Below are 26061 nucleotides of genomic sequence, written 5' to 3'. Positions count from 1 at the left end.
CCTAGTTGCCCGCCCGCTTCGAGCCCGACGCAATCGCCTCGCGCAGCCGCTTTTCCAAGGCCCGTTGGCGCGGCTCTGAATGCAGCTTCAGCCCGAACATGTCCTTGACGTAGAAACTATCCACCACCTGCGCCCCGTAGGTTGCGATCACCGCGCTGGAGATCGAGATATTATTCGCCGCAAGCGCGCGCGTCAGATCATACAGCAGACCGGGACGGTCGCGGGTGTCGACCTCGATGATGGTGTAGATATCCGAGCCCTCGTTGTCGAAGACGATATGGGTCGGGAACTTGAACTGGCGTTCCCGTTTCTTGATCTTGTCGCGATCCTTGAGCGCCTCGCGTGCGACGACCTCGCCGTGCAGCGTCTTTTCGATCATGTTGCGCAGGCGGCCCAGTTTTGACGCCTCATAGGGGTGGCCCTCGGCGTCCTGAATCCAGAAGACGGCGGTCGCATAGCCATCTTTGCTGGTATAGGTGCGCGCATCGACGACATTCGCCCCCACCAACGCCAAGGCCCCCGCCAGACGCGAGAAAATGCCCGGATGATCGGCCAGCGCGAAACTGGCCCGCGTGGCGTCGTGATCGTCATCGGGGTGCAGGTCGATGCGGATTTCGCTATCGTCCAGCCCGCGCAGCAGCCTTGCAAATATCGTGTGATTGGTGGTGTTGAGCGATTGCCAATAAGGGTCGTAATGACGGCCCAGTTCGGCGCGGATTTGCTTGGCATCCCAATCGCCGGACTGTTCCAGAACGCTGCGAAGGGCGCGTTTGGCCTCAGAGCTGCGCTGATCGCGATTGACGGCCTCAAGACCATGTTCAAGGGCGCGCGCGGTTTCGGTATGCAGCTTGCGCAGCAGCGTCGCTTTCCAGTTGTTCCACACGTTCGGACCAACGCCGCGAATGTCGCACACTGTCAGCACGGTCAGCAGGTCAAGCCGTTTGCGCGACTTCACCTGACGGGCAAAATCGCGGATCGTGCGCGGGTCGGAGAGGTCGCGTTTTTGCGCCACATCCGACATCAGCAGGTGATAGCGGATCAGCCATTCCACGGTTTCGCATTCCTCGGCGTTCAGCCCCAAACGCGGAGCCACCTTGCGCGAGATCCTCGCCCCCAGAATCGAGTGATCTTCGGGGCGGCCTTTGCCGATATCATGCAGCAACAGCGCGACATACATCACGCGCCGGTTGATCCCCTCTTCAAGGATTTTGGACGAGAGCGGCAGTTCTTCGATCAGCTCGTCGCGCTCGATCTGCGCCAGCGTCGAGATCACCTGAATCGTGTGCTCGTCCACGGTATAGCTGTGATACATGTTGAACTGCATCATCGCCACGATTGGCTCGAATTCGGGGATGAAGGCGGCCAGCACGCCCAGCTCGTTCATCCGGCGCAAAGCGCGCTCGGGGTTGCCGTGTTTGAGCAACAGACCGAGAAAGATCTTTTGCGCCTCGCGATTGCTGCGCATCTTGTCGTCGATCAGATCGAGATGGGCCGAGACCAGCCGCATCGCATCGGGGTGGATCAACATGCCCGTGCGCAGCGCTTCTTCGAAGATACGCAGCAGGTTCACCGGATCGGCGAGAAACGCGGCCTCATCAGCGACGTTGATGCGCCCGGTATCCTCGCGGTAGGGCGCCTTAAGCTTGCGGCGGCGGCGGAAAATGCGCTGCAACATCGGCGCGGTCTTGACGTGCTGCGCCTCAAGCTTGGTCAGGAAGATGCGGGTGACATCGCCCACCGCTGTGGCGTGGCGGAAATAGTCTTGCATGAACACTTCAACCGCGCGCCGACCTGCCAGATCGCGGTAACCCATGCGCTCGGCCACATCGACCTGCATGTCGAAACTGAGTTGATCGGCCGCGCGCCCCGCGATCAGATGCAGATGGCAACGCACCGCCCAAAGGTAGTCTTCGGCGGCGTAGAAGGTCGCATATTCCTCGGGGGAGAACGCCCCGATTTCCATCAACTCGCGCGCGCGCCCGACATGGTGAATATATTTGCCGATCCAATACAGCGTTTGCAGATCGCGCAAGCCGCCTTTGCCCTCTTTGATATTGGGTTCCAGAACGTAGCGCTGCCCGCCTTGACGGCGGTGGCGCTGGGCACGTTCCTCTAGCTTGGCTTCGATGAATTCGCCCGCCGTGCCCTCAAACAGATCATGGCGCAGACGCAGAGATAAGGCATCGGCCAGCGCAGCATCGCCGCAGATATAGCGATGTTCCAGCAAGGCGGTGCGGATGGTGATATCTTCGCGCCCCAGCCGGATACAATCATCCAGCGTGCGCGAGGCATGCCCGACCTTCAGCTTGAGATCCCACAGCATATACAGCACCGATTCGATCACGCTTTCGGCCCAAGGCGTGATCTTGTAGGGCGTCAAAAACAGCAGATCGACATCGGAATGCGGTGCCATTTCCGAGCGCCCATACCCCCCAACGGCCAACACCGAGAACCGCTCGGCCTCGGTCGGGCTGCCAATCGGGTGCAGCCGGGTCGTGGCGACCTCCAGAACCGAGCGCACAATGCCATCCGTCAGCTGCGCATAGGCCTCGACCGTGACGCGGGCGGCCCGGGGATGGGTGGCAAAATCGGCCTCGATCGCGGCGCAGGCATGGGCGCGTTCGGCGCTTAGGAAGGCCACCGTGGCTGCGCGAATATCGCGTGGCTCGTGCACCCCGTTAAGGGCGGTATCAAGCGCCTCGATGATGCCTGTCTCACGAAGAAGAAGCGGGTCCCCGGACTCGGTCAGGGGAGGGGTCTGCGCGGTGCTCACGGCTTTGGTCACGTCCCGAATGGGCCTTGGTTGAGGGCGAGGGTAGGGTGTGGCCGAGGGTTAGAACCCGGCCCCACCAAAGCTGCGCGGTGCAGGGTCGATGACCACGGCTTGGCCGTTGCGCACCTGCGCGATGGCCAGACCACGTTCATTCGTGCCATCGGGCAACAAGCGGAAGATGCCATTCACCCCGACAAAGCCCGAAGGTTGGGTCAGCCCCTGGCGCGTCAGCGCGTTCGAATTGCCCGATTTGATCAGCGCGCCGATGGCGGCGATCCCGTCATAGGCAAGCCCGGCAATCGGATGGGGCGCGCTGCCGTAAGCGGCTTGATAGCGTTGCACGAACTGGGCTTGCAGATTGGGGTCGGGCTCGGCGAACCAGCCCCCTTGCACGCCCGGAAGCGACAGGGTTGCAGGCGGAATATCCCAACGGGTCAGGCCGATGAATTGCGTGCTTTGTGAACTCACACCGTTTTCCGGCAAGAGTTGCGACAACAGCGGCAGCGCACCTGCGGTATCGGCGGTCAGGAACAGTGCATCCACATCGCCCGCCTTCACGCGCTCGGCAATCTTGGGCGCGGCAGACACCACACCTTGCTGCGAGAACGGGTAGTTGGTGACGCCCGCGAGCGTGCCCCCGTTGCGCGAAATCGCGGTCTGGATCGCGGCGGCCCCGACCGCGCCGGCTCCGGTATTTTCATGCACCACCATGATCCGGCGCTTGCCTTGACGTGTGGCGTAGCGCACCAGCCGGTTGGCGGTGTTGGGGAAGGTCGGTCCAAGCACGAACAGGTTGCCACCTGCGACATCGGTACTGTTCGAGAAAGACAGCACGTTCACATTGCGCGGGGCCACGGCAACGGCTGCTGCATTGGCCGATTGCGCAAAGACCGGACCAAGAATGATCTTCGCGCCGTCATCAACCGCTTTGGTGGCCATCGCCGCCGCCTGACCGGGCTGACCGCCTGTGTTGTAAATGCGCAGGTCAATGCGCACGCCCTGCAGATCGGCCACAGCCATATCAGCGGCGTTTTTCAACGCGCGTGCCAGCGTCTCATCGCCCGATTTGCCAGACCCGCCCGGCAGCAGCAGCGCCACGGTGACGGGGGCAGAGGTGTCGATGCGCTGGCCACTATTGGCGCCCATCGGTCCGGTGGGGTTACAAGCTGCCAACCAAAGCGCCGAAAGAAGCGCTACGATTTGTGCCGCGCGTGCACGGGTGTTACGGATCAGGGCGAACATGATAGGTCCTTCGGGCTCGATGCGCAGGAAATTGCTTGGCGAAAGCCTATTCGGATCGTCGCGCGAAGTAAACGATACTCACGCTTCAAGGAGCAGGTGATGCAGCAAGAGAACGAATCCGGCAATATCCTGCCCGAGGTACATGACGTTACGGGCGAAGGGCGCTTGGTGCCGCTCGCGCCGGGGTTGCATTTTATCGCAACCCCTATCGGGGCGGCACGTGACATCACCTTGCGCGCGCTTGATATTTTGCGCTCGGCGGATGTTTTGGCCGCCGAAGATACCCGCAGCCTGCGCCACTTGATGGAAATTCACGGCGTGCCGCTGTCGGGGCGCAAAATCATCGCCTATCACGACCACAACGGCGAGGCGATGCGCCCGCGTTTGCTGCACGCTTTGCAAGAGGGGCAGTCGGTGGCCTATGCCTCGGAGGCGGGCACGCCGCTGGTCGCGGATCCCGGCTTTCAGCTAGGCCGCAGTGTGATTGCCGAAGGCTACCGGGTCTATGCCGCGCCCGGTCCATCGGCCGTTCTGGCGGCGCTGACGGTCTCGGGCCTGCCCAGTGACCGCTTTTTGTTTGCGGGATTCGCCCCCAATACCAGCGCCGCGCGGCAAAAATGGCTGGCCACCTTCCGCGATATCCCCGCAACGCTTGTTTTTTATGAAAGCCCCAAGCGCGTTAATGCGATGTTAAACGATTGTGTGGGAGTGTTCGGTGAGGACCGAGAGGCGGCGCTGTGCCGCGAATTGACCAAACGCTTTGAAGAAGTGCGCCGTGGCACGTTGCAAGAGATTGCGCTTGGATTGGAAGACGCGCCCGTCAAAGGCGAAATCGTCGTGCTGGTTGATCGCGCGCACGGGCCTGCTGCTGGGCCTGAAGAGTTGGATAAGATGCTGCGACTCGCCTTGGCGCGCCAAAGCATGAAAGATGCAGTCTCCGAGGTGTCGCAAGCCCTTGGTCTACCCCGGCGGGAGGTCTATCAGGCTGCCCTTGAAATGGAGAAAAAGTCATGAGCGGCGCGCTTTCGTATTATTCCGGTCTGGCAGCCGAAGAACAGGTTGCACGTCAGTATGAAGATGCCGGTCAGTCTATTTCCGCGCATCGCTGGCGCGGGCGTTACGGTGGTGAAATTGATTTGATCGCGCGTGACGGCGACACAGTGATTTTCGTTGAGGTCAAGAAGTCGCGTTCGCATGCGCGCGCGGTGCAACGGCTCTCGTCGCGCCAGATGCAGCGCATCTGCGTTTCAGTGCAGGAATATCTAATGAAATTTCCCGCGCCGGCCAATTGTAATCGCAAGGTGCGCTTCGATCTGGCTTTGGTTGATGAACAGGGCCAGATCAAAATTCTGCAAAACGCGTATTTCGGAATGTGAGTTGCGATTGCATCCCCGCGCACCACATTGCATCAAGGGTGGAACGCAAAGGGGGCGCTGATGGGCTTGAAAGTCGCAATTCAAATGGATCCGATCGCGGTGGTCGATATTGACGCTGATAGCACGTTTCGTATCGCCGAAGAGGCTCAGGCGCGCGGGCATAAGTTGTTCTATTATACGCCCGATCGCTTGATGTATCGTGAGGGACGCATTCTGGCGCGGGGTTGGCCGCTGGAAGTGCGTCGTGAGCGGGGAAATCATTTCACACTCGGGGACGAGGTCGAGGTTGATTTGGCCGATTGGGATGTGGTCTGGCTGCGTCAGGATCCGCCTTTTGACATGGGCTATATAACGACCACCCATCTGCTTGAACGCATCCATCCCGACACGCTCGTCGTGAATGATCCGTTTTGGGTGCGCAATTATCCTGAAAAGCTGTTGGTGTTGAATTTTCTCGATTTGACGCCGCCGACGCTGGTCGCGCGGGATCTGGCTACGATCCGAGCGTTCAAAGAGGTTCACGGCGACATCATTCTCAAACCGCTTTACGGCAATGGCGGGGCAGGCGTGTTCCGTCTTGATCCCAATGATCGCAACCTGTCCTCGCTGCATGAGTTGTTTATGGGCATCAATAACGAGCCGTTGATTGCGCAGAAATTCCTGCCTGCTGTCGCGAAGGGCGACAAGCGTATCATTCTGGTCGATGGCGAGCCGGTGGGCGCGATCAATCGGGTGCCCGCGGCGGGTGAGACGCGGTCGAACATGCATGTTGGTGGGCGGCCAGAACAGGTTGCGCTCACGGCGCGCGACCGTGAAATCTGTGCAACCATTGGCCCTGTCCTGCGCGAAAAAGGGCAGGTTTTCGTCGGAATTGACGTTATCGGGGATTGGCTGACGGAGATTAACGTAACCTCGCCCACGGGCATACAAGAGCTCGAACGGTTTGACGGGGTCAATATCGCTGCCAAAATCTGGGAGGCGATCGAAGCGAAACGGAGTTGACGTGTCACTACAACAAAGCTTTTTGAACCTGATTTTGCGCAATGCTACGAAACGGCAGGTGCGTTTTTTGAAAGACCCGCTGCGCACGCGTCGGGAGGCGGAGCGCGCGTCGAGTTGGGCCGTTGTTCCGCCCGACGGGCTTTGCCTGATGGAGGCCGATTACGGCGGTGTTTCCTGTCTGTCGGCGCGGGTTGGCATGGTCGCGCGGGATTCGGTCGTGCTGTATTTACATGGCGGCGGCTACATTTCGGGCTCGCCCTTCATGTATCGCGGTCTGGCGGGACGCTTGTCGCAGCTTTCGGGGCTTGATGTGATTCTGCCCAAGTATCGTCTTGCGCCCGAGCATCCGCTGCCGGCCGCACTTGAGGATGCGATGGCGGCGTGGCAGGGGCTGGTGGATATCGGCTACGCGCCTGAACGGATTGTGCTTGCAGGCGATAGCGCGGGCGGCGGGCTGGCCTTGCTGTTGCTCGCTCGGCTTTGCGCGGCGGGCCCCCCGCCTGCCGGGGTGATCGCGTTCTCTCCTTGGACCGATCTGAGTTGTTCGGGGGAGAGCTTTTGCGCCAACGCCAAGACCGAAGTGCTGTTGCCGCGCGCGCGGGTCAAGCAATCCAGCGAGATGGCGCGGGGCGATTATGCGGCGGATGACCCGGCCGTTTCACCGCTTTTCGCCGAGTTTCCGTCGCCGCCGCCGGTTTTAATCCAGCATTCGATGGCGGAAATTCTATGCGATGATTCCCTGCGCATGGCCGAGCGGTTGCGCCATTTTGGCAGTGACGTCACGGTGCAAAGCTGGCCCAAAGCGCCCCATGTCTGGCAGTTTTTTGACGGGCGTCTGCCCGAGGCGCGCGCGGCTTTGGAAGATGCGGGCCGCGCGGCGCGGGGGATGCTTAACCTGCCATCGCGGTGATGCGGTAGCTCAGCGCCTCGGCGATATGGGGCTGGCGCACATCGGCCTCGCCGTCGAGATCGGCGATCGTGCGCGCGACGCGCAGCACGCGATGGTAGGCGCGCGCGGATAGCCCGAATTTCGCCGCCATTTTCGTGAGCATCTCGCGCCCTTGCGCATCGGGCGTCGCGATTTCCTCCAACAGCGCGCCCTCGGCCTCGGCATTGACGCGCACGGTTGCGTGGCCCTCAAAACGCGCGGTTTGCACATCGCGCGCGACCTGAACGCGCTGGGCAATAGTGGCTGAACTTTCCCCGCTGGCGGGCAGGTCGAGATCGCTGAAGGCGACGGGGGGAACCTCGATTCGCAGATCGAAACGATCCATCAGCGGGCCAGATACTTTGCCAAGGTAATCCTCGCCGCAGGTTGGTGCGCGCGAGCAGGCTCGGGATGGATCACCGAGATAGCCGCATTTGCACGGGTTGGCCGCCGCGATCAGCAAGAAGCGGCACGGATAGCGCATGTGGGCATTGGCGCGCGCGACCACGACTTCGCCGGTTTCGATCGGCTGGCGCAGGGTTTCCAAAACGGCGCGGGGAAATTCGGGGAACTCATCCATGAACAGCACGCCATTATGGGCCAGACTGACCTCGCCGGGGCGCGCGCCACGACCGCCCCCGATCATTGCCGCCATCGAGGCCGTGTGATGAGGTTCACGAAAAGGGCGGTCGCGCGAAATCCCTCCCTCGCCGAGCAGTCCAGAAAGCGAATGGATCATCGAAGTTTCCAGCGCCTCGGTCGGCGTCAGCGGCGGCAAGATCGAGGGCAGGCGCGCGGCCAGCATCGATTTGCCAGATCCCGGCGCACCGATCATCATCATGTGGTGACGCCCGGCAGCGGCAATTTCCAACGCCCGTTTCGCGCGTTCCTGCCCTTTCACATCGCGCAGATCGCGCGCCAAGGCAGGCGATTCGAGCAGGCCGGGGCGCGCTGGGTCCAGAGGCGCGCGGCCGCTGAGATGGGCAATCGCCTCGCTGAGCGTGGCGGGGGCGAACACATCAGCCGCGCCAACCCAAGCGGCCTCGGCCCCACAGGCTTTCGGGCAAATCAGGTCGCGCCCGTTTTCGGCTGCGGCAAGCGCCGAGGGCAGCGCACCCGCCACCCCCACAAGCCGTCCATCCAGCGCCAGCTCACCAATCGCCACCACCGCCTCGGCGCGCTCAGCCGGCACCAGCCCAAGGGCGGCCAGCAGCGCCAGCGCGACCGGAAGATCGAAATGCGAGCCCTCTTTGGGCATGTCGGCCGGGGACAGATTGACGGTGATCTTTTGCATCGGCATCGCGATAGCCAAGGCGCCAAGGGCGGCGCGCACCCGCTCGCGCGCCTCAGAGACGGCCTTATCCGCCAAGCCGACGATGGCAAATCCCGGCAAGCCCTCGGATAGGGCGCATTGCACTTCGACCGTGCGTGCCTCAACGCCCTCAAACGCCACAGTGTAGGTCTTGGCGACCATGATCCCGTCCTTTGCCCCGCTGTTACAACGGGTAAAGACCTATGGTTTAAGAATGGTTAATGCGGACCGGACGGCTCACATCATGGCGGGGACTTATGGCACGACACCGTTCAGCTCGGCACATCTGGCCATAGTGCGCGCGCTCAACCTGTCGAGAGATTTGTTGCAATAGCTTGCAGGAACGTCAAGAAAACGTGAGCAAGCTTAGGGTTTCGCACACACAAGCTTTTGTGAATTCCCGTGTTAGGCGTCTGAATAATTAGAACTTTTCCTAGAACCGTGACGTCAATGGGCTGGGATGCACAAAGTTACATGCAAAAACCAACAATTCCGTGAGGAACCTTTTCATGTCATGAACATTGGGTCAGCAATGCAGCTACGCGTTTACGTGGCGCCGAATGGGCGGGAGACCCGGGGAGACTGGTAAATGGCACTCGATGGTATGACTGATGAAACCCTGCCGCGCCAAGCGATGCGCGCGGAATTCCTGGACGCCGAAACCGAGGTCGCCCTGGCCCGAGCGTGGCGCGATAACCGAGACGAACAGGCGCTGCACCGTTTGGTGACCGCTTACATGCGTCTCGCGATCTCGATGGCGTCAAAATTCCGCCGCTACGGCGCGCCGATGAACGACCTGATCCAAGAGGCCTCACTAGGTCTGATGAAAGCCGCCGAGAAGTTCGACCCCGAGCGCGGTGTGCGCTTTTCTACTTACGCGGTGTGGTGGATTAAGGCCTCGATCCAGGAATTCGTGATGCGCAACTGGTCGATGGTGCGCACCGGCTCTACCAGTTCGCAGAAATCGCTGTTCTTCAACATGCGCCGGGTGCAGGCGCAATTGGCGCGCGAGGCCCAGCAAGAGGGCAACCAGCTTGACGCCCTGCAATTGCGGATGCGCGTCGCCGAGGTGATCGGCGTGCCGATCCATGATGTCGAGATGATGGAGGGGCGACTGTCGGGTTCTGATTTCTCGCTCAACGCCACGCAATCGAGCGATGAAGAAGGCCGCGAATGGGTCGATACGCTGGAAGATGAGGGCGCCAATCCCGAGGAAAGCGTTGCCGAAAGCCATGACGGTTTGACGATGAAAAACTGGCTTGGCGAGGCGATGGAACGTCTGACGGATCGCGAGAAATACATCGTGACGCAGCGCCGTTTGATCGAAGATCCGCGCACGCTGGAAAGCCTTGGCGAAGAGCTGAGCCTGTCCAAAGAGCGCATCCGTCAGCTTGAGGCGCAGGCTTTTGGCAAGATGCGCAAATCGCTTGAATGTCATCAGGGCGAGGTGCAAAGCTTCTTCGTATGAAGAGCGTTTTGGCAGCACTGCTTAGCTTGACACTGATCTCCCCGGCTCACGCCGAGGAGATTTCTGCAGATGCGCTGGATCATATTACCGGCGATATCGTCGTGCTTGGCGAGATCCACGACAACCCGACCCATCACCTTAATCAGGCGCGCGCGGTTGCAGCGATCAAGCCCAAAGCGGTGGTGTTCGAGATGCTCAGCCCCGAGCAGGCGGCCAAGATCACGCCCGCCTTGTTGCAGGACGAAAAAGCGCTGGATCAAGCCTTGGGTTGGGAACAGGCGGGCTGGCCCGATTTCGCGATATATTATCCGATTTTCAAAGCCTTGGGCGCTGCGCGTATTTATGGCGCAGCCGAACCCCGCGATGTCGTGCGCAGCGCTATGACCACGCCTTTGCCCGAGGTCTTTGGTCCAGATGCCGCGCGCTATGGCCTTGATCAACCCTATCCCGACGCCTTGCAAAAACAGCTTGAGGCCGAGGCGCAGGAAGATCACTGCAACGCGCTGCCGGTCAAGCTTTTGCCCGGAATGGTGGCCGCGCAACGCTACCGCGACGCCGCCTTCGCGCGCACCGTTCAGCAGGCTTATAAAGACACTGGTGGACCGGTCGTTTTGATCGCTGGCTCGGGTCATGCGCGCACCGACCGCGCTGTGCCAGCCCTGCTGCGTAAACTTGATCCAGACGCAAAAATCGTGTCCATCGGCCAGATTGAGACCGCGCCCGACGCCCCGGCGTCCCCCGATCAGCCCTTTGATGACTGGATCGTCACGCCCCCAACCCCGCGCGACGACCCCTGCGCGGCTTTCAAGTGATCCTTGCGCGCATGCGCCCTGCCGCTTAGACCTAAGATCAACCTATTGCGGAGGGGCAAATGCTCGCGGGCAAACGCATCCTGTTGATCATCGGCGGCGGTATCGCGGCCTTCAAAACACCCGAGCTGATCCGCGCCCTGCGCGGGGCGGGGGCGGCGGTGACCCCCGTTCTGACCCGTGCGGGGGCCGAGTTTGTCACGCCGCTGACGATTTCGTCGCTTGCAGGCGAGGTCGCGCATGGCGATCTGTTCGATCTGACTCATGAGGCCGAAATCGGTCATATCCAGCTGAGCCGCGCGGCCGATCTGGTGGTCGTTGTGCCCGCCACCGCCGATCTGATGGCGAAGATGGCGCAAGGGCTGGCCAATGATCTGGCCTCGACGCTGCTGCTGGCGACCGACAAACGCGTTTTGATCGCGCCTGCGATGAATGTGCGGATGTGGGAGCACGCCGCCACGCAGCGCAATATTGCCACGTTGAAATCAGATGGCGTCTTGTTTGCTGGCCCAACGGATGGCGATATGGCCTGCGGTGAATTCGGGCCGGGGCGGATGGTGGAACCCCTTGAAATCAAATCGGCAATTGAGGCTGCTCTCTCGGATGGCCCGCTGAAAGGCCGCCATATTCTTGTCACCTCTGGCCCGACGCACGAACCGATTGATCCGGTGCGCTATATTGCCAACCGCTCGTCCGGTGCGCAGGGTACGGCGCTGGCCGAGGCGCTGCGTGATCTGGGCGCGCGCGTCAGCTTTATCACCGGCCCGGCCAGCGTGCCCCCGCCTGCGGGGGTGACGGTGACGCGGGTGGAAACCGCGCGCGAGATGCAAGCGGCGGTGCAGGCCGCGCTGCCCGCCGATGCCGCGATCTTTGCCGCTGCCGTGGCCGATTGGCGGGTGGAAAACGCCGCATCGAAAAAGATGAAAAAAGACGGCTCCGGCGCGCTACCCACGCTCGCATTCGCCGAGAACCCCGATATCCTGGCGCAGGTGTCGCAGATGACCTCTGGCCGCCCGGCGCTGGTTGTGGGCTTTGCAGCCGAGACCCATGATGTGCAGCGCCACGCTACCGAGAAACGCGCGCGCAAGGGCTGTGACTGGATCGTGGCCAATGATGTCAGCCCCGAGACCGGGATCATGGGCGGCAGTGAAAACGCGGTCACGGTAATCGACGACAAAGGCGCCGAGCAGTGGGACCGCATGAGTAAGGCGGATACCGCACGCCGGTTGGCGGCGCGCATTGCCGCAGCATTGGGTGCGAGTTGACCACAAGGGCCGCTCCGCGGGGAGTATTTTTAGCCAGATGAAATCAATCCCTCTTTCATCTGGCCCTGAATACTCCCGCCGGAGGCATCCAACAGCAAAGCCCAAGCGCCACGGCGGGGCAGGGAGAGCAAGATGACCACACCGACCATCAAGGTTCTGCGCGAGGATTGGGCCGATCCCGCCGTTGCGCTGCCCAGCTATGAAAGTGCAGGCGCGGCGGGGGCCGATATTCGCGCCAATCTGGTGCCTGAGGATCGGGGCAGCGGCTTTACCCTTTATCCGATGCAACGCGCGATCATTCCGACAGGCCTGCGCGTTGAAATTCCCGAGGGGTTCGAGATGCAGATCCGCCCGCGCTCGGGGCTTGCGCTGAAACACGGGATCAGCCTGCCCAATACGCCGGGCACGATTGACGCCGATTATCGCGGCCCGCTCGGAGTGTTGCTGATCAATCTGGGCCATGAACCCTATCTGATCGAACATGGCGCGCGCATCGCCCAAGCGATTATTGCGCCCGTGGTGCAGGCCCGTTTCGAAGTCGCGCAGGCTTTGGGAGACACCGCGCGCGGGCAGGGGGGCTTTGGCTCCACTGGAAAGCACTAGGCGATGCTGGGGCTGATCCTTCTGGCGGCGATCCTTGGTTTGGGGCTGTTCATGCGGGCCTCGGCGCGCGCGATCTGGGCGATGCTGGCGCTGGTATGGCTGGGCTTGGTGATCGCGCATCTGCCGGTCGCTGGGCTGGCGCCACTGGGGCAAACCTTGGGTGGGTCGCTTGCAGGCTGGCTGGGGCTGGGCGTGGTCGCTGCGCTGGTTTTAGCGTATCGCGCGATGCTGCGCGCCATTCGCGCCCGTGCGATTGACACGACCGTCGCGCCTGCCAAGCCGGGGCAGTTTTCCGGTGCGGAACTGGATCGCTACGCCCGCCACATCATGCTGCGCGAGATCGGCGGGCCGGGGCAGAAAAAGCTGAAATCCGCCAAGGTGTTGGTGATCGGCGCTGGGGGGCTAGGCTCGCCCGTGTTGCTGTATCTTGCCGCCGCCGGCGTGGGGCAGATCGGTGTGGTCGATGATGACGTGGTGTCCAATTCTAACCTGCAACGGCAGGTCATTCACCGCGACGCCGATATCGGCTTGCCCAAGGTGTTCTCGGCGCAAAAGGCGATTGCCGCGCTCAACCCGCATATTGCGGTCTTACCCTATCAGCGCCGCCTAAGCGCGCAAGACGCCGCCGAACTGATCGCGCAGTATGATCTGGTCATTGACGGAACCGACAATTACGAGACGCGCTCGCTGGTCAATGCCGCCTGTGTGGTGACAGGCAAGCCTCTGATATCTGGCGCGATTTCGCAATGGGAGGGGCAGCTTTCGTTCTACGATCCCGCTCAGGGCGCCCCCTGTTACGCCTGCGTTTTCCCGCAGGCCCCCGCGCCGGGGCTTGCGCCCTCTTGTGCCGAGGCGGGGGTGGTGGGCGCGCTGCCCGGTGTGGTGGGCGCGATGATGGCTACCGAGGCGGTCAAAGAGATCACGGGTGCGGGCCAATCGGCGCGCGGTCGGTTGATGATTTATGACGCGCTTTGGGGCGAAAGCCGCCAGATCTCGATCCGGCGCGATCCTGAATGTGCGGTTTGCGCCGCGCCCAAGGTCTAGTCGCGTCAATCGCGGTTGCGCACTGGCCCTTCCAGCAACCGCGCCCTAGTTTGTGCTCAAAGGAGACCTCCCATGACCAATCCGCTTTTGACCGACGGGACCGGCCCCTATCAACTGCCGCCCTTCGCGCAGATTTCCGACGATGATTTCGCCCCCGCTTTTGAGGCGGCCCTCAGCGAGGCCCGCGCCAACACCGCCGCGATTGCCGATAATCCGGACGCGCCGACATTTGCCAACACGATCGAGGCGATGGAGCAATCCGACGGCGCTTTGGATAAGGTGGCGGGCGTATTTTATAACCTCGCAGGGGCCGATGCGACGCCCGCGCGTGAGGCTTTGATGCGCGATCTCGCCCCGAAACTGGCGGCGTTTTCGTCGGAAATCACGATGAACAAGGCGCTGTTTGCGCGCATCGACCAGCTTTGGCAAAACCGCGATACCTTAGGGCTGAACGCCGAACAATCGCGCGTGCTGGAGCTCTACCATCAGATGTTCACCCGCGCGGGTGCCGCGCTGCAAGGCGCGCCTGCGCAACGCATGAAGGCGATCAAAGAGCGCCTCGCCACGATCACCACGCAATTTAGCCAGAACCTGCTGGCAGATGAGCGCGACTGGTTCCGCCCGATGTCGGAAGACGATCTTGACGGCCTGCCCGATTTCGTGATCGACACCGCGCGCGCCGCCGGGGCTGAGCGTGGACAGGACGGCGCGGTGCTGACGCTGTCGCGCTCGCTCATCGTGCCGTTCTTGCAATTCTCACCCAATCGCGACTTGCGCCGCATCGCCTATGAGGCGTGGGTCGCGCGCGGTGCCAATGGCGGGGACACCGACAACCGCGCCATCGCCGCCGAGATACTGAAACTGCGTGAAGAACGCGCAAAACTGCTCGGCTATGACAGCTTCTCCGCGTATAAACTTGAACCCGAAATGGCGAAAACTCCGGCGGCTGTGCGCGACTTGCTGATGCGCGTCTGGGCCCCCGCCAAGGCCGCTGCCGAGGCGGATGCCGCAAAGCTGGCCGAGATGATGCATGCGGACGGGGTGAACGGCGATCTGGAGCCTTGGGACTGGCGCTATTATTCCGAAAAGCGCCGCGTTGCCGAGCATGATTTCGACGAGGGCCAGATCAAGCCCTACCTGTCGCTCGATGCTATGATCGGGGCGGCGTTTGACACCGCTAACCGCTTGTTCGGGCTGGAGTTCACGCCGCTTGAAGGCCCGTTTTACCACCCCGATGTGCGCGGCTGGGAGGTTTCGCGCAACGGCAAAACCATCGCCGTCTTCATGGGGGATTACTTCGCGCGCGGATCAAAACGCTCGGGCGCGTGGTGTTCTGCGATTCGCAGCCAGAAGAAACTGGGCGGCGCCGTCGTTCCGATCGTGCTGAACGTGTGCAATTTCGCCAAGGGCGATCCGGCGCTGCTAAGCCATGATGATGCGCGCACGCTGTTTCACGAATTCGGCCACGCCCTGCATCAGATGCTCTCGGATGTGACCTATTCCTTCATCTCGGGCACCTCCGTTTCGCGAGATTTCGTGGAATTGCCCAGCCAACTTTATGAGCACTGGCTGGACGTTCCCGAAGTACTGGAACGCCACGCGCGCCACTACAAAACCGGCGCGGCCATGCCCTCGGATTTGCGCGCCAAACTTAAAGGGGCGGCCACTTACGATCAGGGGTTCTCAACGGTGGAATATCTGGCCTCGGCCCTCGTCGATCTGGCCTTTCACGAGGGCGCGGCGCCGTCCGATCCGATGGCGAAACAGGCCGAGGTACTTGCGGGTATTGGCCTGCCCCACGCGATCCGGATGCGCCACGCCACCCCAAATTTCGGCCATATCTTCTCGGGCGATGGCTATTCCTCGGGCTATTACAGCTACATGTGGTCCGAGGTGATGGATGCTGATGCGTTCGAAGCCTTTGAGGAGGCGGGCGACGCGTTTGATCCCGAAACCGCGCAAAAGCTGGAAGACTTCATCCTGTCCGCGGGCAATTCGCGCGCGCCGGATGCGCTTTATACCGCGTTTCGGGGCCGGATGCCGGGGGTTGAGCCGCTGCTCAAGGGGCGTGGTCTGCTTGATCCAGGCGCCTGACTTGGTGGATAGGGCAGGAGCCTCCGGCGGGAGTATTTAGGGCTAGATGAAAGCGGTGTTTTTTCATCTAGCCTGAAATACTCCGGGGGTCCGGGGGCAGCGCCCCCGGCGCTAGCCGCGCCAGACGTCTTTGTGGATGATCACATCGGTTTGGGGATAGGCGATCAGGATCTTGCGTTTCAGCGCCGCGCCGATGTCATGGGCCTGTTCCAGCGTCTGATCGCCGTCCAACTCGATATGTAGATTGACGAAAATCTGCGCCCCTGCCGTTCGGGTTTTGAGATCGTGAAAGCCACGCACACCGGGATGTTCGCGTGCGATTTTGGCAATGCCGTCGATCACCTCGTTTGGCGCGGCGCGATCCATCAGCGCGTTCCACGCCCCCGATCCTATGCGCAACGCGCCCGCGATCATCAGGGCAGCGGCGATCAGCGCGACCATGCTGTCGATCTGACCCCAGCCGAAAGCACGCGACACCCAGAGCGCACCGATTGCGCCCAAGGTGGGCAGAAGGTCGCCTAAGTAATGCAGCCGATCCGCAGCCACGACCTTATTGCCGGTGGCGCGCGCGACCCGGCTTTGCCACCAGATCAGCCCTCCGGTCAGCAAAGCCGAGATCCCCATCACCACGATGCCCGCGCCTTGGGCGCTCAGCGGATGGGGTTCGGGGGCCATAAGGCGGTGGATCGCGGAATAGCCAATCAGCGTGGCAGAGGCGAGAATGACCAGCGATTGACCCAAAGCCGCCAGATCCTCGGCCGAGGAATGGCCAAAGGCGTGATCGTCATCGGCGGGTTTTGCCGCATACAGGATCGCCGCCAGCCCCCCCGCCGAGATGAGCAGATCAACCGCGCTATCGGCCAGCGACGCGGCCACGGATAGCGCTCCGGTCTGCCACAAAGCCCACAGCTTGAGCGCCACCAGAAGGGCCGCTACCCCAACCGAGGCCAGCCCCGCCGAGGCATTCAGTTTCGTATCTGTTTCACTATAGGCCATCGGTTTCGCCGCTGTTTGCGTGGCTTTGATGTAGGGCAAACCGCTTGACTAGTCACGCGCCTCATCGGCATCGACGCCCCAGATATCGGTCTTGGGCAACCAGCCAGAGGCCCCGTCTGCGTCGATCTCGCACCACGCGCTATTGCATTTATCAAGATGCGCAATCGCGCCCGATTGCGCTTTGGCCACGACCTCGGCTTTTTCATCGGGGCGGGCGTGCAGCGACACCATATCTTGGGTGATCACCACATGGCGCACCCCAGAAATCAGCGTGTAGTGAATCCATCCGCCTTGACCATCGCGGTCTTCGACACGCCGCCAATGGCCAAATTCTGCGGTGACTTTCAGCGGCATACCGGGATGGGTGAACACCCAGTCGATGCGATGCGACAAAGATGGCCCGCGCCGCGCATTGCCCTTGGAGCCTTTAAGCGAGACGTAGCGCGGCAGCGGCAAATGCGTGACCGGGCCGCGATGATCGGGCGGGGTCAGCTTGATCGTGCTTTGCGTGTCGGGGGCTTGCGCAGAGGGGGGCGCAGCGGGCGGTGTCGGCTTGGCCATCGGCCGTGCCGTGGGAGAAATCGTTGCGTCCGCCGTCATTACGCTCGTTTGCGCCGCGTCCGTCTGGGGCGTGCTCTCAGCCGAGGCGCTTACAGATGCGCCATTGGAATTGGCCTGCGCCGCGCGATTGCCGCTCCATGCCATCAGGCCCAGAATCGCCATACCGCCAATTGCTGCCAAAACAGTGCCCTTGGTCATCATTTGCCTCATGCCCCTTGCCCGGCAACGCCAGCGCCGCCGATGGTTCTCGGTGGCTGCGCAATAAAATTACGCATTACTGTCGCTTCGGGCCATTTTCGCTCGATCAGGGCCTTGTGCCTGCCCCCGTTGGGCGTCACTTTGCACCCAAGAGACCAGCTTTGGAAGAGAGGAGAGGCTCAACATGCCCGCAGAGCGCCTGAGTGTTGTCGTGACGCGACGCTTGCCCGATAGCGTCGAGACCCGGCTGAAAGAATTGTTTGAGGTCGAGTTGAGCGCCGAGGACGCAAAAATGAGCCGTGAGCAGCTTGTCGAGGCGATGAAACGCGCCGATGTGCTGGTGCCATGTGTTACCGACCGGATCGACGCAAGCATGCTGGCCCAAGCCGGTGATCGCTTGAAATTGATCGCAAATTACGGCGCGGGGGTCGATCATATCGACCTGTCCTCGGCGCGCCAACGCGGGGTTTTGGTTTCCAACACGCCCGGCGTCGTCACCGAGGACACCGCCGATATGACGATGGCGCTGATTCTGGCCGTCACGCGCCGCATCCCCGAGGGGCTGGCGCATATGCAAAGCGGTCAATGGGAAGGCTGGGCGCCCACGGCGTTTATGGGCCATCGCATCGGCGGAAAGCGGCTGGGCATTCTCGGGATGGGGCGGATCGGTCAGGCGGTGGCGCGGCGTGCGCGCGCCTTTGGCATGCAGATCCACTATCACAACCGCAAAAAGGTCCATCCTGATATCGAGGCCGAGTTCGAGGCGACCTATTGGGACAGCCTTGATCAGATGGTGTCGCGGATGGATGTGATCTCGGTGAACTGTCCGCATACGCCCTCGACCTTCCATCTGCTCAACGCGCGCCGCTTGCAAATGATGAAGCCCGGGGCGGTGCTCGTGAACACTTCACGCGGTGAGGTGATCGACGAAAACGCGCTGACGCGGGCCTTGCGCGCAGGCGATCTGGGCGGGGCGGGGCTGGATGTGTTTGAGAACGGGGCCGAAATCAATCCGCGCTTGCGGGCGCAGAAGAATGTCGTTTTGTTGCCGCACATGGGCTCGGCCACGGTTGAGGGACGCGTCGAGATGGGCGAAAAGGTACTGATCAATATTAAGACCTTCGCCGACGGGCACCGACCGCCGGATCTGGTCGTTCCGGCAATGGTGTAACACGACAAAAGGCCCCGAGAGCGATCTCGGGGCCTTCGCAATCCAACGCTTTACGCGCCGTTCAAGTCATCGCGTGGTGCGATCACTCTTTATATTCGGGCAGCGATTTCAACTGCTCTTCGGTCAGACCGGTGTGCACGGTGATCGAGGTGTCGTCTTTCATGACGGTCAACTGATCAGCCTTGATCATAACGGGTTTTGCGCCAATCCCGATGAAGCCGCCGACATCAATCACAACGCCTTCCATCTGGCCATCAGCAGTCTTTACCAGCTTCGAGATATCGCCGACCTTGTCGTCATTGGGGCCGTAGACACCTTCGCCATGCAGCGTGTCGGCATCAATCGTGGCAATATCGACCGCCACGCCGTCTTTTGCATCAGCCTGACCCACCGTGCCAACGGCAGCGGCAGTCGAATCGACGGCGTTATCAATCGCCGAACCGGTTGCCGCAGCGGCGTCCTTGGTGGCCTCACCCGCATCATCGGCGGCATTTTTCACGGTTTGACCCGTGTCAGAGGCCATCTGCTTGGTTTTCTCGGCGGCGTTGGTGGCCATTGCCTCGGCGTTGTCGCCGGCCTGTTCCATCCCAGCTTTGGCCTTGGAAGCAGCGGTTGCAGCCGTGTTCTCCATCGCAGTGGCTTCGGTTTCGCTGGAATCCATGACCTGCTGGCTCATGCTACCTTCATAGGCTGGCGCATCGTTCAGCATCGACTTGTTGCCTTTGACCACAACGAAATAGGCGTTTTGCGTGTCGCCATCGGGGATCAGGCGCAGCGAGTTCATCGAGATCGCGATGGTTTTTTCGCCCATCCCAAGGAACCCGCCAACATCGACCAGCACGGCATCCACATTGCCATCCATGCCAAGCACGACATCGCTGACTTCACCGATATCATTCCAGTCCTGATCGGCGGCTTTGATCGGCTCGCTCGTGCTCATGTCTTTCTCCGAGACATAAACCCGTTTGCCGGTCAGGCCCGATGCGGTGATCGAATGCGGGATCATTTTAAAGAACATGTCGCTGGCGCTTTGGGTCTGCACATTGACCTGCGCGTCGCCCGTTTTGGCCGTTCCATCGGTGCTGGTTTGCGCTTGCACGGAAACCGGCAGTGCAAGCATCAGGCCGATTGCGGTGGTTGTGACTAGCTTGTTCATCATCTTCTCCCTTTAGAAGTCTATCGGGCGGTGGCGCGTGTCGCTGCGCCGTTGCCCGTTGATGTGCTCTCAACACGGGAGTCGCTGAACAGTTCCTGTGCGCAGATCGGAAATATTTTCGTATTTTGGTGGAACTTTTTGCGCCCTCCCGATGCGGGAAACGACACCTCGCATGCCCTTCATCATCCCGCGCCCATGTCGCTTTTGTCGCGCGAATGTCGGCTGTAACGGATTGCGTGCGCGCCGAAACGGGGCATTGTTTGCATAAGCAACCTGCAGGAGTCACCGCTATGAAAACCCATGTCAAAGCTTTGGTCGTCGGCGGTGGCGCGGTTGGCTGCGGTGTCGCCTATCATCTCGCCAAGGCCGGATGGGACACGCTTTTGGTGGAACGCGACGAGTTGACCTCGGGCTCGACATGGCACGCGGCGGGGTTGCTGCCGCTGTTTAATATGTCCTACGCGACAACCCATATCCATAAATACTCAGTTGATTTCTATAAGCAGCTAGAGGCGGAAACGGGCCTCAACGCGGGCTTTGCGGTCGTGGGCAACTTGCGCATGGCGCAAACCGACGAACGGATGGATGAATATATGCTCTATTCCTCGGTGGCCGAAACCGCCGGGGTTCACCATGAATTCCTGACGCCCGCACAGATGAAAGAGCGCTGGCCGCTGTTGCGCACCGAAGACCTCAAAGGCGCGCTGTTTCATCCCCAAGACGGCTATATCAACCCAGCCGATGTGACGCAGGCAATGGCCAAGGGCGCGCGCCAGCACGGGGCTTCGATCGCGCGCAAGCTGCAGGTGAACGGCTATCGCTGGACCGGCTCGGAATGGGTCGTGACGCTGGAAAAGATGGTGGAAAAGGGCAACCGGCTGGTCGGGTCGGGCGAGGAAATCGAGATCCACGCCGAGCATGTCGTGACCTGCACCGGCAATCATGCGCAACGCACCGCGCGTCTACTGGGCATCAAGATCCCCGCCATCCCCGTCGAGCATCAGTTCATCGTCACCGAACCCGACCCCGCGCTGGTGAAATGGCGCGCCGATGGTAACCCCGAACATCCCGTTCTGCGCGACGCCGATGCGAAATGGTATGTCCGCGAAGAACGCGGCGGCTGGATATTGGGGCCGTATGAACGCAATGCCCCAGCGCGGTTCTGCTACGACGTGCCCGACAGCTTCCGCGCCGATCTGTTCCAGCTTGATCTGGAGCGCATCGAAGAAGAATACCTCTCGATGATCCACCGTCTGCCAAGTTCCGAGGAGGTCGGCCTCAAGGATGATTTCAACGGCCCGATCTGCTACACGCCCGATGGCAACCCGCTGGTCGGCCCCGCGCCGGGCCTGCGCAATATGTGGCTGGCCGAGGGGTTCAGTTTCGGCATCACGGCGGCAGGCGGCACGGGCTATTATCTCGCGCAACTGATGACGCAGGGCGAGGCCGAGATCGACATGGCCAGCCTTGACCCCAAGCGCTACGGCAATTGGATGACCACAGACTACGCCGCGCGCAAGAACGAGGAATGCTACGAGCACGTCTATATCCTGCACCATCCCGACGAGGAACGCGAAGCCTGCCGCCCGCTGCGCACCACGCCCAATTACGACCGCCAGATCGCGGCGGGCGCGCAGATGGGGCAGGTCAATGGCTGGGAGCGCCCGAACTATTACGGCCCGCTTGATGCGCCTGCCAGCTTCGATCACGACTCGCGGTCTTTCCGGCGGGGCGCGTGGTGGCAATATGCCAAATCCGAGGCCGCAGCGATCCGCGAAACGGCCGGGCTGATCGACGCCAGCGCCTTTGCCAAGCACCTCGTGCGCGGCCCCGGCGCGACTACGTTTCTTGATCGCTTTACCTGCAACAAACTGCCGAAAACGGGGCGGATCAACCTGACCTATGCGCTGACCAAGGCCGGCACCACGCGCACGGAATATACCATCGTGCGGCTGGGCGAGGACGAATATTACCTGATCTCCGCAGGGGCTTGGGCCGATTACGATGGCGATTTCCTGCGCCAGTCGATCGAGGATTTCCACACAGAGGGCGGCGCGTATGTCGAGTGCCACGACATCACCACGCAATGGGGCGTCTTCGCGCTGGCAGGCCCGAATGCGCGCGCGATCTTGGCCGAGGTGGTCAAGGATGCGCAGCCCGAAACGGTGCTGTCCAACAAGCGCTTCCCGTGGCTTTCGATGCGCAATATCGAACTTGGCATGTGCCCCGTGCGCGCTGTGCGCGTGGCCTATACGGGCGAGCTTGGTTGGGAGCTGCACCACCCCATCGAGATGTCGCGCTACCTTTGGGATCTGCTGCTGAAAGCAGGCGAAAAGCACGACCTCAAACTGGTCGGTGCGCGGGCGCAGAACTGGCTGCGTCAGGAGAAATCCTATCGCGCTTTCGGCAATGAACTGGGGCGTGATGCTACCCCGCAAGAGGCGGGGCTGGACCGCTTTATCGACCTGTCCAAGGACTTCACCGGTAAGCAGGCGATGCTCGACACCGGTATCCGTTCCAAATGCGTGACGCTGCTTATGGATGGCCCTTCTGACGCCGATCCGTGGGGCAAAGAGGCGCTGTTGCTCAATGGTGAGAAAATCGGGCGGCTGACCTCGGGTGGCTATTCGGTCGCCTTCGGGCAGCAGATCGGCATGGGCTATGTGCGCCCCGATCTGGCCGAACCGGGCACCAAGCTCAAGGTCAGGATGTTCCTTCAGGAATGGGATGCGGTCGTGACCGAAGACAGCCCCTACGACCCCACCAACGCGCGTATCCGCATCGACGGATAACGCTCAGGCCACGCGCTGGCCCTTGACCCAAGTGCCGCGCAGCGCGCCGGTGCCAGAAATCCGGCGCACCCGGATCAGATCGGCCCGCTTGCCGATCTCGATGCGCCCGCGATCCGCCAGCCCTACGGCATTCGCCGGGGCGGCAGTGACGGTGGCAATACCGCGCGCCATATCGCCCCAAAGATCGCCCAGCATCAACGCGCTCGCCAGCAGCGCAGAGGGCACATAATCAGACGACACGATATCCAGCAGATCGGCGCGCGCGAGATCCTGCGCGGCCACATTGCCCGAATGTGAACTGCCCCGGATCAGGTTCGGCGCGCCCATCATCACCGCAATGCCCTGATCACGACAGGCCTGCGCGGCCTCGAATGTGGTGGGAAACTCCGCGAAGTGCACGCCTTGCGCGCGCGATTGCGCAACCTGTTCGTCGGTGGTGTCGTCATGGCTGGCCAGCACCGCACCATAGCGCGCCGCCGCCGCAATCGCGGCCTTTAAATGTCCTGCGCCAAGGCGCTTTTTCAGTGCAATCCGATCGGCGACATGGGCCTCGAAATCTCCCTCTTTCAAGCCATGCTTGCCGCAAATATAATCGCGCATCTTGTCGAGATCGCGAAACTGGCGCTCGCCGGGCGTGTGATCCATCAGACTGACGATTCCGACGCGATCCTCGGGGCCGAATTTCGCCAGTTCCGCGATCAGCGTTTGCGAGCAGGTCTCGGCGCGCAGATGCAGGAAATGGCTGATGCGCAGCGCATCGGAGGCGCGCATTTCAAGGATTTCATTCGCCAAGGGGCGGGCATATTCCGCGTAATCCGTGCGCGCGTTCTTGCCCGTAATCGAGCCCACCCGCAGCGCGTCAAACACCGTCGTGATCCCGACCGAGGCGAGTTCCGCGTCATGGGCGATAATCGCGGCGGCGTGGGGCCAATGCACCTTGGGGCGCGGCTCGATATGGCGTTCAAGATTGTCGGTGTGCAGCTCGATCAGGCCGGGCATCAGCAGATCGCCGTCGCAATCTATTGCACCGCTTTGAACGCCCGCGCCGGGGTCGATCTGCGCAATTTCGCCGTCGCGGATCAGCAGCGAGCCGGTGATCACCTCGCTTGGCAAAACCAGCGTGGCATTGGCGAGGATCGTGTCGGTCATCTCTGGCTCCGATCGGTGGGCTTGCGTTGCAGGGCGGGCTGGGTGAGGGTCGCGGTTCTGGGCCACGGGGCAGTCAAACAGGGTCATGACGGAATTTCAACGATATGCAATCTATCATGCGCCGCGCGCGCCGGGCCTGGCCAAGGCGGGGGCGCATTGGCTGGGCTGGGACGCGGCGGCGGGCATCGCCTGCGCGCATCCCAAGCTTGACGGGCTGCCGCGCCCCTTGGCCGATCTGACCGAGGCCCCGCGCAAATACGGATTTCACGCCACGATCAAGGCGCCCTTCGCGCTGGCGGCGGGTGTTTCGCACAAGGATGTGAGGGCGGAGCTTGCAGGCTTGGCGCAGGATTTGGCCCCGCTCGACTTGGCCGGGCTGGAGGTCGCGGCTTTGGGCGATTTCCTCGCGCTGCGCCCGATTGGCGATGTCCGCGCGTTGCAGGCGATGGCTGCGCGAGTCGTTGAGGCGCTTGACCCATTTCGCGCGCCGCTCACGCCTGCACAACGCGCCAAACGCAATCCCGACAGGTTGAACGCGCGACAGTGCGATTTGCTGGCGCGCTTTGGCTATCCGTATGTTTTGGAGCAATATCAGATGCACATGACCCTGAGCGGCGCATTAAGTAAGGCAGATCGCGACGCTCTGCTGCCAATCGCGCAGGCCTATTTCGCGCCGCATCTGACGCGCCCCCACCCGATTGCCGATCTCTGCCTGTTTGGCGAGGCGCGCGACGGTCGGTTTCATCTGATCCATCGTTTCACGCTGGGCGCAACGATCTAGGTTAGTCGCGCGGGGCGCTGGCGCGGCGCAGCCGGTCATTGATCGCGCGGCCCAGCCCGTGATCGGGGACGGGCGCGAACGCGATGCAGTCTGCACCCTGGCTGAGGGCCAGTGCGTCGGCGGCGCGCAGCGTCGCAAACAGGGCGGCAGCGGCCTCGACCAAATCGCCGCTTTGCGACAGTGTCAGATCGGCTTCAGCGCTTGGTCCAAAGCCAACAAAAACCTCACCCGGACGCACCGCATCGGCATTCATGCGCACCTGCGCGCCCGGCGCGTAATGCGACACCAACTGACCCGGCGCATTGGGCTTGGCTGCATCGCCACCGCTGGCAATCGGATGCCCGAGCGCCGCCTCTAGCGCCTCGACGGGCAAGCCACCGGGGCGCAGCAGGCGCGGCGGATCAAGCGACAGAATCGTCGATTCGACCCCGACTTCGCAAGCGCCGCCATCAACCACCGCCGCGATTTTGCCGCCCAAGCCATCCAGCACATGGCGCGCCGTGGTCGGGCTGATCTTGCCCGAGGGGTTGGCCGACGGGGCCGCCAGCGGGCCACCAAATGCGCTGAGCAAGCCGCGCGCCACAGGATGCGCGGGCAGGCGGATCGCCACGCTATCGTTTCCGGCGGTGACCAGATCGCTGATCCCGCAACCCGCGCGCAGCGGCAAAACCAGCGTCAGCGGACCGGGCCAGAACGCCTGCGCCAAGGCGCGCGCGCCATCAGAAAACACAGCGATTTTCTCGGCCATCGCCATGTCGGGAACATGCACGATCAGCGGATTGAACTGCGGTCGCCCCTTGGCCGCAAAGATCGCCGCAACCGCGCGATCATTGCGCGCATCGCCCGCCAGCCCGTAGACCGTCTCGGTCGGCATCGCCACCAACTCACCGGCCGCCAGCAGTCGCGCCGCCTCGGCATAACCCGCAGGATCGGGCGTCAGGATCTGGGTTTCATGGCTCATGGCGAAATCGTGACGCAGCGTTGAGGTTGAAGGAATGCGGGGCTCGGGTAGGGTGGTTATAACCCTGACAGGACATAGACGCGGGCGGGGGTTTTGCCAAGCCGCCCCGGAGGAGACCCGATGACCTACCGCTCACCCGTGACTGATATCCGCTTCATCCTTGATCATGTCGTGCCGATTGCGCCGGTTTCTGACACCGAACTGTTCGCCGAGGCCACGCCCGATATGATCGAGGCAATTCTGACCGAGGCCGGGCGGCTGTGTGACGAGGTGATCGCGCCGACCAATCGCAACGGTGATCTGCATCCTGCCAAGCTGGAAAACGGCGTCGTGCGTAGCGCGCCCGGTTTCAAAGAGGCGCTGGGTGCGCTGGCCGAGGG

General features: G+C 62.0%; 21 protein-coding genes and 1 pseudogene. 14 read left to right on the top strand and 8 right to left on the bottom strand.

The annotated features are described in order from the left end of the window. Position 1 precedes the first annotated feature (1 nt). A complete protein-coding gene (locus tag DT23_RS12135) occupies positions 2-2749 on the bottom strand; it encodes a [protein-PII] uridylyltransferase (RefSeq protein ID WP_420804690.1) in 2748 nt (915 codons plus the stop codon). 84 nt (positions 2750-2833) lie between these two features. Continuing rightward, a complete protein-coding gene (locus DT23_RS12130) occupies positions 2834-4015 on the bottom strand; it encodes a penicillin-binding protein activator (RefSeq protein WP_038131593.1) in 1182 nt (393 codons plus the stop codon). Positions 4016-4114: 99 nt separating this feature from the next. On the opposite strand from DT23_RS12130, the gene rsmI reads away from it, so the two are divergent. From rsmI to DT23_RS12110, 4 genes are read left to right on the top strand one after another with little or no spacing between them, the layout of a single operon-like run. Further along, on the top strand, positions 4115-5029 hold the full coding sequence (gene rsmI, locus DT23_RS12125; protein WP_081847145.1) for a 16S rRNA (cytidine(1402)-2'-O)-methyltransferase: 915 nt from the start codon (positions 4115-4117) through the stop codon (positions 5027-5029). Further along, a complete protein-coding gene (locus DT23_RS12120; RefSeq protein ID WP_038131592.1) occupies positions 5026-5391 on the top strand; it encodes a YraN family protein in 366 nt (121 codons plus the stop codon). The genes rsmI and DT23_RS12120 overlap by 4 nt, the downstream gene beginning before the upstream one ends. Before the next feature lie 60 nt (positions 5392-5451). Beyond that, positions 5452-6393 carry a glutathione synthase gene (gene gshB / locus DT23_RS12115; protein WP_038131590.1) on the top strand — a complete coding sequence of 314 codons (942 nt, stop codon included), beginning with the start codon at positions 5452-5454 and terminating at the stop codon, positions 6391-6393. A gap of 1 nt (position 6394) precedes the next feature. After that, a complete protein-coding gene (locus DT23_RS12110) occupies positions 6395-7303 on the top strand; it encodes an alpha/beta hydrolase (protein WP_038131588.1) in 909 nt (302 codons plus the stop codon). Here the strand turns inward: DT23_RS12110 and DT23_RS12105 are convergent. Continuing rightward, entirely contained in the window at positions 7284-8795 is a 1512-nt protein-coding gene (locus DT23_RS12105) for a YifB family Mg chelatase-like AAA ATPase (RefSeq protein ID WP_038131586.1), read from the bottom strand. The two genes, DT23_RS12110 and DT23_RS12105, sit on opposite strands and share 20 nt — an antisense overlap. A 427-nt stretch (positions 8796-9222) precedes the next feature. On the opposite strand from DT23_RS12105, the gene DT23_RS12100 reads away from it, so the two are divergent. The 6 genes from DT23_RS12100 to DT23_RS12075 all read left to right on the top strand — a co-directional run bounded on the left by DT23_RS12100 (position 9223) and on the right by DT23_RS12075 (position 15916). Further along, a complete protein-coding gene (locus tag DT23_RS12100; RefSeq protein ID WP_081847143.1) occupies positions 9223-10101 on the top strand; it encodes an RNA polymerase factor sigma-32 in 879 nt (292 codons plus the stop codon). Between the two features lie 26 nt (positions 10102-10127). Beyond that, the gene (locus tag DT23_RS12095; RefSeq protein WP_240473604.1) at positions 10128-10913 is read left to right on the top strand and encodes a ChaN family lipoprotein; all 786 of its coding nucleotides are present in this window, start codon (positions 10128-10130) and stop codon (positions 10911-10913) included. Between the two features lie 59 nt (positions 10914-10972). Then, on the top strand, positions 10973-12175 hold the full coding sequence (gene coaBC / locus DT23_RS12090; protein ID WP_038131582.1) for a bifunctional phosphopantothenoylcysteine decarboxylase/phosphopantothenate--cysteine ligase CoaBC: 1203 nt from the start codon (positions 10973-10975) through the stop codon (positions 12173-12175). A 132-nt stretch (positions 12176-12307) separates the two neighbouring features. Then, positions 12308-12778: a dUTP diphosphatase gene (gene dut, locus DT23_RS12085; RefSeq protein ID WP_038131580.1), complete on the top strand. Its 471-nt coding sequence runs from the start codon at positions 12308-12310 to the stop codon at positions 12776-12778. Between the two features lie 3 nt (positions 12779-12781). Beyond that, a complete protein-coding gene (locus DT23_RS12080) occupies positions 12782-13822 on the top strand; it encodes a HesA/MoeB/ThiF family protein (protein ID WP_038131579.1) in 1041 nt (346 codons plus the stop codon). A 72-nt stretch (positions 13823-13894) separates the two neighbouring features. Then, the gene (locus DT23_RS12075) at positions 13895-15916 is read left to right on the top strand and encodes a M3 family metallopeptidase (protein WP_038131578.1); all 2022 of its coding nucleotides are present in this window, start codon (positions 13895-13897) and stop codon (positions 15914-15916) included. Positions 15917-16027: 111 nt separating this feature from the next. On the opposite strand, the gene DT23_RS12070 is transcribed toward DT23_RS12075, so the two are convergent. After that, complete coding sequence (locus DT23_RS12070) at positions 16028-16912, bottom strand: cation diffusion facilitator family transporter (protein WP_038131577.1); 885 nt, start codon at positions 16910-16912, stop codon at positions 16028-16030. Between the two features lie 48 nt (positions 16913-16960). Further along, positions 16961-17671: an SH3 domain-containing protein gene (locus DT23_RS12065; RefSeq protein WP_240473603.1), complete on the bottom strand. Its 711-nt coding sequence runs from the start codon at positions 17669-17671 to the stop codon at positions 16961-16963. A gap of 184 nt (positions 17672-17855) precedes the next feature. Between DT23_RS12065 and DT23_RS12060 the strand changes: the two genes are divergently transcribed. Further along, on the top strand, positions 17856-18842 hold the full coding sequence (locus DT23_RS12060) for a 2-hydroxyacid dehydrogenase (RefSeq protein ID WP_038131576.1): 987 nt from the start codon (positions 17856-17858) through the stop codon (positions 18840-18842). Positions 18843-18924: 82 nt separating this feature from the next. Here the strand turns inward: DT23_RS12060 and DT23_RS19720 are convergent, their stop codons facing one another. Then, on the bottom strand, positions 18925-19998 hold the full coding sequence (locus tag DT23_RS19720) for a PRC-barrel domain-containing protein (protein WP_051697260.1): 1074 nt from the start codon (positions 19996-19998) through the stop codon (positions 18925-18927). Positions 19999-20288: 290 nt separating this feature from the next. Between DT23_RS19720 and DT23_RS12050 the strand changes: the two genes are divergently transcribed. Further along, positions 20289-22790, top strand: coding sequence for a GcvT family protein (locus tag DT23_RS12050; RefSeq protein ID WP_038131575.1), 2502 nt, complete (start codon positions 20289-20291; stop codon positions 22788-22790). A gap of 3 nt (positions 22791-22793) precedes the next feature. On the opposite strand, the gene DT23_RS12045 is transcribed toward DT23_RS12050, so the two are convergent. Beyond that, the gene (locus DT23_RS12045) at positions 22794-23939 is read right to left on the bottom strand and encodes an alpha-D-ribose 1-methylphosphonate 5-triphosphate diphosphatase (RefSeq protein ID WP_038131573.1); all 1146 of its coding nucleotides are present in this window, start codon (positions 23937-23939) and stop codon (positions 22794-22796) included. 85 nt (positions 23940-24024) lie between these two features. Here DT23_RS12045 and DT23_RS12040 point away from each other — a divergent pair, with 85 nt between their 5' ends. Then, a complete protein-coding gene (locus DT23_RS12040) occupies positions 24025-24720 on the top strand; it encodes a DUF1045 domain-containing protein (RefSeq protein WP_038131572.1) in 696 nt (231 codons plus the stop codon). Between the two features lies 1 nt (position 24721). Here the strand turns inward: DT23_RS12040 and DT23_RS12035 are convergent, their stop codons facing one another. After that, positions 24722-25681: an L-threonylcarbamoyladenylate synthase gene (locus DT23_RS12035; protein ID WP_038131569.1), complete on the bottom strand. Its 960-nt coding sequence runs from the start codon at positions 25679-25681 to the stop codon at positions 24722-24724. A gap of 120 nt (positions 25682-25801) precedes the next feature. Here DT23_RS12035 and DT23_RS12030 point away from each other — a divergent pair. Further along, a pseudogene (locus DT23_RS12030) lies at positions 25802-26061 on the top strand (acyl-CoA dehydrogenase N-terminal domain-containing protein); the annotation flags it as partial.

This window comes from Thioclava indica, assembly GCF_000714545.1.
In the GTDB taxonomy this organism is placed as follows: Bacteria; Pseudomonadota; Alphaproteobacteria; order Rhodobacterales; family Rhodobacteraceae; genus Thioclava; species Thioclava indica.
This window is presented reverse-complemented; position numbering and strand designations above follow the sequence as displayed.